At 71.7% G+C, this 11,511-nt stretch carries 12 protein-coding genes and 1 riboswitch; of the genes, 9 read left to right on the top strand and 3 right to left on the bottom strand.

The window, feature by feature from the left end:
* Positions 1-4: 4 nt before the first annotated feature.
* Positions 5-1,009 carry a glucosyl-3-phosphoglycerate synthase gene (locus ACIRYZ_RS16580; RefSeq protein ID WP_402944511.1) on the bottom strand — a complete coding sequence of 335 codons (1,005 nt, stop codon included), beginning with the start codon at positions 1,007-1,009 and terminating at the stop codon, positions 5-7.
* A 144-nt stretch (positions 1,010-1,153) separates the two neighbouring features.
* A riboswitch (SAM riboswitch) is annotated at positions 1,154-1,286 on the top strand.
* A 17-nt stretch (positions 1,287-1,303) separates the two neighbouring features.
* Here ACIRYZ_RS16580 and thrC point away from each other — a divergent pair.
* The 5 genes from thrC (at position 1,304) to ACIRYZ_RS16555 (ending at position 6,097) form a co-directional block, all read left to right on the top strand.
* The gene (gene thrC / locus ACIRYZ_RS16575) at positions 1,304-2,611 is read left to right on the top strand and encodes a threonine synthase (protein WP_402944508.1); all 1,308 of its coding nucleotides are present in this window, start codon (positions 1,304-1,306) and stop codon (positions 2,609-2,611) included.
* A 27-nt stretch (positions 2,612-2,638) separates the two neighbouring features.
* A complete protein-coding gene (locus ACIRYZ_RS16570) occupies positions 2,639-2,917 on the top strand; it encodes a MoaD/ThiS family protein (protein ID WP_387617690.1) in 279 nt (92 codons plus the stop codon).
* A 550-nt stretch (positions 2,918-3,467) separates the two neighbouring features.
* On the top strand, positions 3,468-3,671 hold the full coding sequence (locus ACIRYZ_RS16565) for a cold-shock protein (protein ID WP_030289665.1): 204 nt from the start codon (positions 3,468-3,470) through the stop codon (positions 3,669-3,671).
* Positions 3,672-4,019: 348 nt separating this feature from the next.
* Positions 4,020-5,642: a chaperonin GroEL gene (gene groL / locus ACIRYZ_RS16560; protein ID WP_045692318.1), complete on the top strand. Its 1,623-nt coding sequence runs from the start codon at positions 4,020-4,022 to the stop codon at positions 5,640-5,642.
* Between the two features lie 104 nt (positions 5,643-5,746).
* Positions 5,747-6,097 carry a hypothetical protein gene (locus ACIRYZ_RS16555; protein WP_402944504.1) on the top strand — a complete coding sequence of 117 codons (351 nt, stop codon included), beginning with the start codon at positions 5,747-5,749 and terminating at the stop codon, positions 6,095-6,097.
* On the opposite strand, the gene ACIRYZ_RS16550 is transcribed toward ACIRYZ_RS16555, so the two are convergent.
* Positions 6,094-6,732: a hypothetical protein gene (locus tag ACIRYZ_RS16550; protein ID WP_402944502.1), complete on the bottom strand. Its 639-nt coding sequence runs from the start codon at positions 6,730-6,732 to the stop codon at positions 6,094-6,096. The genes ACIRYZ_RS16555 and ACIRYZ_RS16550 overlap by 4 nt on opposite strands.
* 64 nt (positions 6,733-6,796) lie before the next feature.
* Between ACIRYZ_RS16550 and ACIRYZ_RS16545 the strand changes: the two genes are divergently transcribed.
* The 3 genes from ACIRYZ_RS16545 (at position 6,797) to ACIRYZ_RS16535 (ending at position 8,845) form a co-directional block, all read left to right on the top strand.
* Positions 6,797-7,150: a PadR family transcriptional regulator gene (locus ACIRYZ_RS16545; protein WP_402944499.1), complete on the top strand. Its 354-nt coding sequence runs from the start codon at positions 6,797-6,799 to the stop codon at positions 7,148-7,150.
* The gene (locus ACIRYZ_RS16540; RefSeq protein ID WP_402944498.1) at positions 7,147-8,094 is read left to right on the top strand and encodes a hypothetical protein; all 948 of its coding nucleotides are present in this window, start codon (positions 7,147-7,149) and stop codon (positions 8,092-8,094) included. The genes ACIRYZ_RS16545 and ACIRYZ_RS16540 overlap by 4 nt, the downstream gene beginning before the upstream one ends.
* Before the next feature lie 64 nt (positions 8,095-8,158).
* Entirely contained in the window at positions 8,159-8,845 is a 687-nt protein-coding gene (locus tag ACIRYZ_RS16535) for a copper homeostasis protein CutC (protein ID WP_402944496.1), read from the top strand.
* A gap of 87 nt (positions 8,846-8,932) precedes the next feature.
* Here the strand turns inward: ACIRYZ_RS16535 and ACIRYZ_RS16530 are convergent, their stop codons facing one another.
* On the bottom strand, positions 8,933-11,053 hold the full coding sequence (locus ACIRYZ_RS16530; RefSeq protein ID WP_402944493.1) for a HelD family protein: 2,121 nt from the start codon (positions 11,051-11,053) through the stop codon (positions 8,933-8,935).
* A gap of 290 nt (positions 11,054-11,343) precedes the next feature.
* Here ACIRYZ_RS16530 and ACIRYZ_RS16525 point away from each other — a divergent pair, with 290 nt between their 5' ends.
* Positions 11,344-11,505, top strand: a complete 162-nt coding sequence (locus ACIRYZ_RS16525) for a hypothetical protein (RefSeq protein ID WP_380613236.1) — start codon at positions 11,344-11,346, stop codon at positions 11,503-11,505.
* Positions 11,506-11,511 lie beyond the last annotated feature (6 nt).

The following is an 11,511-nucleotide window of genomic DNA, read 5'->3' as shown; positions in this document are numbered from 1 at the left end:
CGTTTCAATGGCGGGTCGCGTATTCGGGCACGGTGTGCATCGGGGGGCGTTCCAGGGCGGTCACCGGGTGGCTGTGGGCGGTGAAGGCGCGGGTTTCCGGGTCGCGGCTGAACTGGGTGAGGTGGGGGTGGACCAGGTCGGCGGAGGCCTTGAGGCGGTGGGTGCGGTCGAGGCGTTCCAGGGCGGTGCGGTAGATGGTGGCGGCCATCCGGCCGAGGGCCTGGCCGTCCTGGTGACGGTGGTGTCGGACGCCGACGTCGACCTGGGCCAGGGCGTCCAGGCCGACCAGCTCCAACGCGTCGACCAGGAGGCCGAGTTCGACGCCGTAGCCGGTGGGGAAGGGCAGTCGTTCGAGCAGTGAGCGGCGGGCCGCGTACTCGCCGCCGAGGGGCTGGACGAAACCGGCGAGTTCCGGCCAGTGGAGGTTGAGCAGGGGGCGGGCGACGAGTTCGGTGACCCGGCCGCCGCCGGCGGGGACGATCGCGCCGGACTCCGTTTCGAGGGGGCGGTCGTACATGGCCTTGACCAGCTGGATGTCGGGTTCGGTGAGCAGGGGGCCGAGGATGCCGGAGACGAAGGCGGGGTCGAACTCGCGCAGGTCGGCGTCGACGAAGCAGACGATGTCGCCGTGGGTGACCAGCAGCGAGCGCCAGAGCACCTCGCCCTTGCCGGGGACGGCGGGCAGCCGGGGCAGGACGGCGTCCCGTTGTTCCACCCGGGCGCCGGCCTCGGCGGCGACGGTGGCGGTGGCGTCGGTGGAGCCGGAGTCGAGTACGACCAGTTCGTCGACCAGAGGAAGCCGGTCCATCAGTTCGCGCCGGACGGTGCGGACGATGTCGCCGACGGTGGCCTCCTCGTCGAGTGCGGGGAGGACGACGCTGACGGTCTGCCGGGTGCGCCGCTTGGCCTCCAGCAGGGTGTGAACCGGCCGGTCGGCCGCGCTCCACGAGCGGCGGTGCAGCCAGGACGCCGCCTGCGGGAGGAGTGCGGGGGTCGGTTCGGCGGGCACGGTGAATCTCCTCGGCGAGGTCGGGTGGAACGGGCCATCTCGCGTGGCGGACGGTCCCTTTCAGGGTGGACGCCTTCGGATACAGTCTTCGTACAGCGGTCGGACCTTCGCACGCCGGGGTCGCCGCTGAACCACAACTTCACAAGCTCATCCAGAGGGACTGAGGGAACGGCCCGTTGACGTCCCGGCAACCTTCTCGCTCGGCTGTTCACAGGCCCCGGCGGGACAGGTGCCAATTCCGGCCTGTGGCGCGACCGCGCCACGGGGAAGATGAGGAGAGAGGCCTCCGCCATCATGGCTGTCGACACTGCCGCACCCTCCCCCAGCCTTCGGCCGGGGGGACCCCGATCGGTTGACCTCGGCCCCGCCGCCGCCCTGTCCTGTCGGGAGTGCGGCACCCGCTTCCCGCTCGGCCCCAGCTTCGCCTGCCTGGAGTGCTTCGGGCCGCTGGAGATCGCGTACGAGTTCGGGAGCGAGCGCGCCGAGGAGCTGCGCAAGCGGATCGAGGCCGGTCCGGCGTCCATCTGGCGTTACGCGCCGCTGCTGCCGGTGCCGGCCGACGTGGCGTCCAAGCCGAACCTGAACCCGGGGTGGACCCCGCTGGTGAAGGCGGACAACCTGGGCCGGGAGCTCGGGTTCACCGCTCCGCTGCACGTGAAGGACGACTCCGGGAACCCGACGCACTCCTTCAAGGACCGGGTGGTGGCCTGCGCCATCGAGGCGGCGCGGGCGTTCGGGTACACCACGCTGTCCTGCTCCTCGACCGGCAACCTGGCCGGCGCGGTGGGCGCGGCGGCGGCCCGGGCCGGGTTCCGGTCCTGCGTCTTCATCCCGCACGACCTGGAGCAGGGCAAGGTCGTGATGGCCGGGGTGTACGGCGGCGAGCTGGTGGGCATCGAGGGCAACTACGACGACGTGAACCGCTTCTGCTCGGAGCTGATCGGGGACCCGGCCGGCGAGGGCTGGGGTTTCGTGAACGTCAACCTGCGTCCGTACTACGGCGAGGGCTCCAAGACGCTGGCGTACGAGATCTGCGAGCAACTCGGCTGGCGGCTGCCGGAGCAGATCGTCATCCCGATCGCCTCGGGCTCGCAGCTGACGAAGATCGACAAGGGGCTGCAGGAGCTGATCAAGCTCGGCCTGGTGGAGGACCGGCCGTACCGGATCTTCGGCGCCCAGGCCGAGGGCTGCTCGCCGGTGTCGGCCGCGTTCAAGGCGGGCCGGGACGTGATCAAGCCGGTCAAGCCGGACACCATCGCCAAGTCGCTGGCGATCGGCAACCCGGCGGACGGCCCGTACGTGCTGGACATCGCCCGTCGGACCGGCGGGGCGGTCGAGGACGTCACGGACGAAGAGGTCGTGGCGGCGATCCGGCTGCTGGCCCGGACCGAGGGGATCTTCGCGGAGACCGCGGGCGGGGTGACCGTCGGCGTGCTGAAGAAGCTGGTCGAGACCGGTCAGCTGGACCCGGCCAAGGAGACCGTCGCGATCAACACCGGCGACGGCCTGAAGACGCTGGACGCCGTCTCCGACGCCGGGATGACCGCCGTCATCCGCCCGACGCTGGAGTCCTTCCGCTCCGCCGGTCTCGCGTCCACCTGAACCACCCCCACCCCCGCTAGGAGAGCCATGAGCGCCAAAGTCCGCATCCCCACCATCCTGCGCACCTACACCGGCGGCGCGGCCGAGGTGACCGCCGAGGGGGCCAGCCTGGCCGAGGTCATCGCCGACCTGGAGCAGAACCACGCGGGCATTTCCGCCCGGATCCTGGACGACACCGGGAAGCTGCGCCGCTTCGTCAACGTGTACGTGAACGACGACGACGTGCGGTTCGCCGAGGGCCTGGCGACCGAGATCAAGGACGGCGCGAACGTCTCGATCATCCCGGCGGTGGCCGGCGGCTGCTGAGCCGTCGCATCCCGCTTCCCGGCCGCCCGTACGTACGGAATTCGACTCTCCGTATGTGCGGGCGGCCGCTGGCATTTCGGCGGGAATATTTCCGGGTCAAGTCGGAGTAGAGTGTGGCTCTGCTGGGAACGGGGCTTCCCTTCCGGCTTGCGCGCTGCTTGGCCGGAGGTCGTCCGGTCACTGAGACCGGCTCGCGTCCCGGCCGTGAAACATGTCAGGCGGATGTCAGAATTCCTGCGAGGGTTTGGGTAATTCGTCCGCTATGTCCGGCATGAAATGCCGATTTCACCCTGGTTTGTTCGCCCTTGTCTCTTGACGGGGCTATGGAATTCCTGGCGGCTGGCCCTGTTGCAGAGGGCGTCGGTCCGGATACATTCAGCGGCGGTCGGCGTAATCGACCGCCCATCGGAAGCCGTTCGGCTTTCTGTGCGGAGGATTGCGGCGTGCACGGCTGCGCTCAGGGGGGGTTCCCCGGGCCGGCCTTCAACCAGACCCGGGCCCGCGACCTGCGGGCGCGTGAAGGGCCAGCACAGCACTAGGGGAGTTCGGAATGGCTCAGGGCACCGTCAAGTGGTTCAACGCGGAGAAGGGCTACGGCTTCATCGCGGTCGACGGTGGTGCGGACGTCTTCGTCCACTACAGCGCGATCCAGATGGACGGCTACCGCACCCTCGAGGAGGGCCAGCGGGTCGAGTTCGAGATCTCTCAGGGACAGAAGGGCCCGCAGGCGGACATGGTTCGCGCGGCGGTCTGACCCCTTCCGACTCCAGGAGCTCGGCGCGGCCCACCGCTGGTGGACCTCCTGCTTCTCGACGGGCCCGCACGACACGCGTCGTGCGGGCCCGTTCGCCTTTCCGTCCGCGCCCCGGTCCGCGCTCGCGGACGGGGCTCGACGGCGGCTCGCGGGTGGCCGATTGGGCTTGCACTCGACCACCCGGAGTGCTAATCATTGGCGTTAGCACTCACAGTGTGAGAGTGACAGCGGACCGGGTCGGTGAGGCCCCCGGGAGCGGTAGGGGAATGGACCTCCGCGCACCAGGGCCGTCCGTCGCGGGCACCCCTTGGTCCGAGCAGTCGACCGTGTCCCGGAGGACCACTTCTGATGGCCAAGATCATCGCCTTTGATGAGGAAGCTCGCCGCGGCCTTGAGCGTGGCATGAACCAGCTCGCCGACGCAGTGAAGGTCACGCTCGGCCCCAAGGGTCGCAACGTCGTGCTGGAGAAGAAGTGGGGCGCCCCCACGATCACCAACGACGGTGTCTCCATCGCCAAGGAGATCGAGCTCGAGGACCCGTACGAGAAGATCGGTGCGGAGCTCGTCAAGGAGGTCGCCAAGAAGACGGACGACGTCGCGGGTGACGGCACCACCACCGCCACCGTGCTGGCCCAGGCCCTGGTTCGCGAGGGTCTGCGCAACGTCGCCGCCGGCGCCAACCCGATGGCCCTGAAGCGCGGCATCGAGAAGGCCGTCGCCGCCGTCTCGGACCAGCTGCTGGCCCAGGCCAAGGACGTGGAGACCAAGGAGCAGATCGCCTCCACCGCCTCCATCTCCGCCGCTGACACCCAGATCGGCGAGCTCATCGCCGAGGCCATGGACAAGGTCGGCAAGGAAGGCGTCATCACCGTCGAGGAGAGCAACACCTTCGGTCTGGAGCTCGAGCTCACCGAGGGCATGCGCTTCGACAAGGGCTACATCTCCGCCTACTTCGCCACCGACCTGGAGCGCATGGAGGCGACCTTCGAGGACCCGTACATCCTCATCGCCAACTCCAAGATCGGCTCGGTCAAGGACCTGCTCCCGCTGCTGGAGAAGGTCATGCAGAGCGGCAAGCCGCTCGTCATCATCGCCGAGGACGTCGAGGGCGAGGCCCTGTCGACCCTGGTCGTGAACAAGATCCGCGGCACCTTCAAGTCCGTCGCCGTCAAGGCCCCGGGCTTCGGCGACCGCCGCAAGGCCATGCTCGGCGACATCGCCATCCTCACCGGTGGCACCGTGATCTCCGAGGAGGTCGGCCTCAAGCTGGAGAACGCCGGCATCGACCTGCTGGGCACCGCCCGCAAGGTGGTCATCACCAAGGACGAGACCACCATCGTCGACGGTGGCGGCGACAGCGAGCAGGTCGCCGGTCGCGTGAACCAGATCCGCGCCGAGATCGAGAACAGCGACTCGGACTACGACCGCGAGAAGCTCCAGGAGCGCCTCGCCAAGCTGGCCGGCGGCGTGGCCGTCATCAAGGCCGGCGCGGCCACCGAGGTGGAGCTCAAGGAGCGCAAGCACCGCATCGAGGACGCCGTCCGCAACGCCAAGGCCGCCGTCGAGGAGGGCATCGTCGCCGGTGGTGGCGTCGCCCTGCTGCAGGCCGGTGTCGCCTTCGACAAGCTGGAGCTGGACGGCGACGAGGCCACCGGTGCCAACATCGTCAAGGTCGCGCTGGAGGCCCCGATCAAGCAGATCGCGACCAACGCCGGCCTGGAGGGTGGCGTCGTGGTGGAGAAGGTGCGCAACCTCCCCGCCGGTCACGGCCTGAACGCCGCCACCAACGAGTACGTCGACCTGGTCGCCGCGGGCATCATCGACCCGGCCAAGGTCACCCGCTCCGCGCTGCAGAACGCCGCCTCCATCGCGGCGCTGTTCCTCACCACCGAGGCCGTCATCGCCGACAAGCCGGAGAAGGCCGCCGCGGCCGCCGGCGGCGGCATGCCGGGCGGTGACATGGACTTCTGATCCTGATCGCTTCGATCGGATCGGTTGATTCCTCGTCCGCGTGGGCGGCTCCCTTCGGGGGGTCGCCCACGCGGCGTTTTCGCGTATCGACGGAGAATGGACGGATGGCTGACATCGAGACCGCCCTGCACAACGCGCGGGCACTGATCCTGGCCGACCTCACCGCGCGGGACGTGGCGGACGCCGCCGTCGTCTCGCTGGTGGAGCAGGCCGTCACGCACCGCCGCTGGTGGCTGGAGCAGTGGTCGGACGGCACCGAGTACGTGCTCGGGCTGGTCGCCCAGGACGTCCAGGACGCGCTGCTGGAGGCGTACGGGCGGTGGCCGCTGTGCACCGACTGCGCGGCCGACGGGGACCCGCACGCGCTGAGCGTGGAGCCGGAGTTGGGGCCGGAGCCGCACTGGGTGTGCGGCAAGCACGGCTCGGTGGTGGCGCCGGTGGGGGAGCTGGTCTAGTTCTCCAGCTGCTTGAGCTCGGCCGTCAGGTTGGTGCGGGCGGCCGCGGTGAAGCGCTCGCGGGCGGCGGGGGTGCGGTAGAGCGCCGGGAGCGCGAGGAGTTGGCGCAGCACGGCGGCCCGGCCCGCGCGGAAGTCCGGCTCCGGGACGAAGTCGTACTCCGCCCGGACGGCGGCCGCGTACGCCGCGTACGCCTCGGGGGAGCCGCCGAGGACGGCGAGGTCCGCGTCGCAGAGCACCTCGCCGTCGCGGTCGCCCGGGGCGGGGTCGTGGGTGACGGTGAGCAGGACGAGCCGTTCGACCTCGGCGACCCGCCCGGCGGGCAGGCCGGCGGCGGTCAGCGCGCGGACGGCCAGGGCGGCGCTGCGCTCCTCGTTCTCGGTGCGGTCGGGCCGGTAGACGGCGTCGTGGAACCAGGCGGCGAGCCGGACGGCGTCCGGGTCGGCGGCGTGCCCGGCGAGCTCGTCGACGTGCCGTAGGACCGCGCGCAGGTGCTCGGGGGTGTGGTAGCGGCGCTGTGGCTCCGACCAGCGGCGCAGCAGCTCCCGTCCGTACGGTTCGGGGTCGTCGGTGGCGCCGCAGTGGTGCAGCAGGGCGGTCCAGGCGGGGAGCAGATCCTCGGTCGCGGTGGGCATGCGGCCCATTCTGTCGGCTGGTTCGGGTGGACGGTATATGCCGGTCAACGATATATATAGACGCATGACAGAACGCTCCATGCAGGAGCCGACGCTGCTTCTGCTCACCGCGCTGGCCGACGCCCCGAGGCACGGCTACGCGCTCATCCAGGAAATCGCCGCGATCTCGGACGGCCGGGTCAAGATGCGTACCGGCACGCTCTACGGCGCGCTCGACCGGCTGCTGGGCCAGGGCCTGATCGAGGTCGCCGCCGAGGAGGTCGTGGACGGCCGTGCCCGGCGCACCTACGCGCTGACCGACGCCGGTCGGGGCGCGCTGGCCACCGAGGCCGAGCGGCTGCGGGCCGTGGCCACCGAGGCGGAGCGCCGGCTCTCCGTCGCCGTTGTCCGTCCGAAGGTCAGGGGGGCCTTTGCATGAGTGATTCGACTGTTGGTGTTCGTCCGGCCGGCGTTCGTACGGCGCTGGCGCTCTACCCGGGCCGCTACCGCCGCGAGCGCGGCGACGAGCTGGCCGTCGTCTTCGCCGACACCACGGCGGAGGCGGGCAGGTTCGCCAAGGTCCGGGAGCTCTTCGACCTGGGCGCGTACGGGCTGCGGATGCGGACCGGGCTGACCTCGACCTCGCCGGGCGGGCGGCTGGCGGCGCTTACCGCGCCGCTCGCGGCCGGTGCGGCGGCGGGGATCGCGGCGGTGGAGATGTACGCGGACGACAGCGCGTACCAGGTTCCGCATTCCGCGGGGTGGCTGCTGAGTTTCCTGGCCTTCTGGGTGTTGAACGCGCCGGCGGTGCTCTCGGCCGGCGCGGTGCTGCTCGGTCGGTGGACGGCGGCCCGGCTGCTCGCCGGGGCGACGGCCCTCGCGGTGGTGGCGGACCTGCTGCTGCAGCTGAGGGCGTCGATCGGCGGTGGACTCTGGGGACTCCTCTACGACTTCCAGTGGGACGGGCCGTTCCTGCTCTGGGCCCTGGTGCTGCTGGCCGCGCCGCGCGACGCGCTGCCGTCGCCGACCTGGCGGGAGCGGGGCATGGTGGCGGCGGCGGCGCTGTCGAGCCCCTTCCTGGTGCTCTCGACCTCCTTCTCCCGTAGCTGGTACCACCTGGACCTGCCGTGGCGGGCCGCGATGGTCTGCGTTCCGCTGCTGATGGCGCTGACCGCGCTGCGCGGGTGGCACGTGGTGGCCGTTCCGGGGCTCGCCGCGCTGCCGTGGACGCTGAGCGTCAACCTCCACGCGATCTGGCAGCAGGTCGGTGGGACGTGGCGGCTGCTGCCGATGGCCGCGGTGACGGTCGCGGTGATGGTCGCGCTGGTGCTGGTGGGCCGCCGTAGGGGCCCGACCGGGCCGGGTGGGCGGCAGCTGGCCTGAGGCCCGCGCCCGGAAAGGGGGTGCGGTCTCGCCGGGGGTGGTCGGATGTGGCAGGCTGTCGAATATGTCTAGACCAATTTTCGAAGTCATCGCGCTGACGCCCCAGGACGCCCAGGCCGCCGAGTCGGGCGGCGCCGACCGGCTCGAACTGGTCACCGACATGGCCGCCGACGGACTCACCCCGTCCGTGGCGGACTTCGCCCGGATCCGGGCCGCCGTCGGCATCCCGCTGCGCGTCATGCTGCGGATCCGGGACGGCTTCGCCCCCGGTGACCTGGACGAGCTGTGCGCCCGGGCCGCCGCCCTGCGGGCCGAGGGGGCCGAGGAGTTCGTGCTCGGCTTCCTCGACGCCGACGGCGCCGTCGACCTGGCCGCCACCACGGCCGTCGCCGAGGCGATCGCCGGCTGCCGCTGGACCTTCCACCGGGCGATCGACCACAGCGCCGACCGGGCCGCCCTGCGCGCCGCCGTCGGCGCCCTGCCCGGGCTGGACACCTTCCTCACCTCCGGCACGGCCGCCGGGGTCGACGCCGGGCGCGAGGTGCTGGCGGCCGAGCTGGCCCGCGCGGGCGAGCCCGGGTACGGCCAGCGGATCCTGATCGGCGGCGGCCTGCGGGCCGATCACCTCAAGGAGCTGCGGGCGGAGGGCTTCGACGCCTTCCACGTCGGCGGCGCGGTGCGGGCCGACGGCTGGCTGACGCCGGTGGACGCGGCCAAGGTCGCCGAGTGGCGGGCGCTGATCGACGGCTGAGCGTGGAAGCGCCGACAGCCGGGCGAGCCGTGCCCGTCGTGCGGGAAGGGGGCCGGGGCGTTCGCGACCCGGCCCCCTTCCGCGTCGTCAGCGCAGTTGCTCCGGCAGCGGCTCGGTGTGCAGGACCGTCAGCCCGGAGACCGCGCGGGTGAGCGCCACGTACAGGCGGCGCAGGCCGGTCCGCTCGTCCGGCTCGCCCGCGATCACCGCGGCCGGCTCGTCCAGCACCACGTAGTCGTACTCCAGGCCCTTGGCCAGCGAGGCCGGGACCAGGGTCAGCCGGGAGTCGGCGCTGGTCTCGGTGCCGGGGGTGAGGTGCGGCAGCCCGGCCGCGGTCAACGCCTCGGCGAGCAGCGGGATCCGGGCGTCGGCGGCGATCAGGCCGGTCGAACCCTCGTGCTCCAGTGCCTCCCGGCAGGCTTCCAGGACCGCCTCCTCCCACTCGGTGATCCGGCGGATCGTCAGGGAACCGGGCGTGTCGCGGACCGAGGTCGCCGGGGCCAGGCCCGGGGCGATCGCCGGGAGCAGCCGGGAGGCGTACGCGATGACCTCCTCCGGCACCCGGAAGCCCTTGGTCAGCTCCTCGACGTGCGCCTCCGGCTTGCCCAGGTGGTGCAGGGCGTCCGGCCAACTCGCCGTCGCCCACGGGGTGGTGCCCTGGGCGAGGTCGCCGAGGACGGTCGCCGAACCGGTGGTGCAGCGGCGGCCGACTGCGCGGTACTGCATGGGGGAGAGGTCCTGGGCCTCGTCCAGCACCACGTGCCCGAGCGAGGGCGTGCGCTGCACCAGGTCCGTCGCCTCGTCCACCAGGACGGCGTCGGCCTGCGTCCAGCGGGCGGTCTTCACCGAGCGACCGGGCTTGGGCCACAGCACCGCCTGCTGCTCCTCGGGGGTCAGCACGCCCTCGGCGCACTCGGCCAGGAACTCCGGCTCGGAGAGCAGCCGCAGCACCAGCTTGGCCGGGTCGACGGCCGGCCAGCACTCCTTGACCACGGCCTTGACCGCGCTGTTGCGGGCCACCGCGTCCTGCACCCGGTCGTCCGGGGCCTCGCCGCCCTGCTCCATCTTCAGCAGCACGGCGTGCGCGATACGCTGCGGCAGGGCGTCCCGGGCAGCGCCGTAACGGACCTCGCGGGCCTTCAACTCCTCGATGATCTCGACCAGTTCGTACGCCGGGACGCGCCAGCGGCGGGAGCCGCGGACCACCACGCAGGGCTCGGTGGGCAGTGTGATGCCCGCCCGCACCGCCCGGCGCAGCACCTCCGCCATCCGGGCGTCGCCCTTCAGCCGGGCCGCCTCCGGGTCGTCCTCGCCCTTCACCTCGACGTGCGCGACCAGCTGCTGCACGGTGGCCTGGGCGACGTCCAGCTCGCCGAGGGCCGGGAGCACCTGCTCGATGTAGGAGAGGAAGGCGGTGTTCGGGCCGATCACCAGGGTGCCGGTCCGGGCCAGCCGTTCGCGGTGCGCGTACAGCAGGTAGGCGACACGGTGCAGGCCGACGGCGGTCTTCCCGGTGCCGGGCGCCCCCTGGACGCAGATGGTGCCCGTGACGTCGGAGCGGACGATCTCGTCCTGCTCGGGCTGGATGGTGGCGACGATGTCGCGCATCGGGCCGACGCGGGGCTTCTCGATCTCGGCGGCGAGCAGCGCGGAGGTGGTGGAGCCCCCGGCGGAGCCGGTAAATGTCTCTGTGGCCGGGTCGGTGAGGTGCTCGTCCTCGTAGGCGGTGAGCTCGCCGCCGGTGTAGCCGAAGCGGCGGCGGCGTTCGACGTCCATCGGCTCGGTGCGGCTGGCCCGGTAGAACGGCTGGGAGACCGGCGCGCGCCAGTCGATCACCATCGGGTCGCCGTCGGCGTCGTGGACGTGGCGGCGGCCGATGTAGAAGTTCTCTCCCACCCGTCGCCCACCACCACCCTTGCTCGACGCGCTTCGCGCGGCACCTCTTGTGCCTCCCTCGCTCAGCTCCTCGCTGATCGCGTGGAGGTAGTCGAGGCGGCCGAAGAACAGTGGGGTGTCGGCGAGGTCGGCCAGGGCGGCGATCCTGGCCTCGATCTGGTTCTGGAGGATGACGGCGGACACCCAGGTGCCGGTCACGTTGCGCAGGTCGAGCGACTGGACGTCCTCGCGCATCGCTCGCAGCGCGGCCCGGGACGCGGCGAGGTGGTCGCGTTCGCGCTGGAGGGGGTCGGTGGTGGGGGTGGCGGGCACAGCGAACCTTCCCGGCTGCCCCGGTCGCGGGCGCAGCGGATCGATGGAGCTCACGGTGAGTACAGCCGACCGGTTGCCGTGCGGTCGGCACCTCCCCCGGCTGCCTGCGGGACACCGCCAGGTACCACGGTTCGGGAGGGGGCAGGCGGACGATCTTAGACCCGTCCGTCTCAGGGTTCCAGCCCCGCAGGTCTCAGGGGGTGCCGTACACCGGGAGGACGACCGCCGTCCTGGTGGATACGGCCTTTGGAGTGATGCAGGGGGCCGGTCGGGTGCCTACCGTTGAAGACATGAGCACCCAGAACAGCACCTCCCGTTCGGGTCCGGCCGGCGCGACCGCCGTCCAGGGCCGCCACCGCAACCCGCTGAGCGCCGTCGTCCGCAACGTCGGCATCGCCCTGGACACCGCCGCGCGGGTGATCTTCCTCGGGCGCGACGGTGTCCGCTACTGAACGTTC

It is taken from the genome of Kitasatospora sp. NPDC101155, assembly GCF_044768305.1.
In the GTDB taxonomy this organism is placed as follows: Bacteria; Actinomycetota; Actinomycetes; order Streptomycetales; family Streptomycetaceae; genus Kitasatospora.
Note: the sequence above shows the minus strand (reverse complement) of the source record. Positions and strands in the feature narration are given on the sequence as shown.

Bases quoted from the DNA above. Each gene is read 5' to 3' on its own strand.
- ACIRYZ_RS16540 (WP_402944498.1), top strand. From the start codon at position 7,147: ATGAGTGATTCGACTGTTGGTGTTCGTCCGGCCGGCGTTCGTACGGCG.
- groL (WP_045692318.1), top strand. From the start codon at position 4,020: ATGGCCAAGATCATCGCCTTTGATGAGGAAGCTCGCCGCGGCCTTGAG.
- ACIRYZ_RS16545 (WP_402944499.1), top strand. From the start codon at position 6,797: ATGACAGAACGCTCCATGCAGGAGCCGACGCTGCTTCTGCTCACCGCG.
- ACIRYZ_RS16535 (WP_402944496.1), top strand. From the start codon at position 8,159: ATGTCTAGACCAATTTTCGAAGTCATCGCGCTGACGCCCCAGGACGCC.
- ACIRYZ_RS16570 (WP_387617690.1), top strand. From the start codon at position 2,639: ATGAGCGCCAAAGTCCGCATCCCCACCATCCTGCGCACCTACACCGGC.
- thrC (WP_402944508.1), top strand. From the start codon at position 1,304: ATGGCTGTCGACACTGCCGCACCCTCCCCCAGCCTTCGGCCGGGGGGA.
- ACIRYZ_RS16555 (WP_402944504.1), top strand. From the start codon at position 5,747: ATGGCTGACATCGAGACCGCCCTGCACAACGCGCGGGCACTGATCCTG.
- ACIRYZ_RS16550 (WP_402944502.1), bottom strand. From the start codon at position 6,732: ATGCCCACCGCGACCGAGGATCTGCTCCCCGCCTGGACCGCCCTGCTG.
- ACIRYZ_RS16525 (WP_380613236.1), top strand. From the start codon at position 11,344: ATGAGCACCCAGAACAGCACCTCCCGTTCGGGTCCGGCCGGCGCGACC.
- ACIRYZ_RS16565 (WP_030289665.1), top strand. From the start codon at position 3,468: ATGGCTCAGGGCACCGTCAAGTGGTTCAACGCGGAGAAGGGCTACGGC.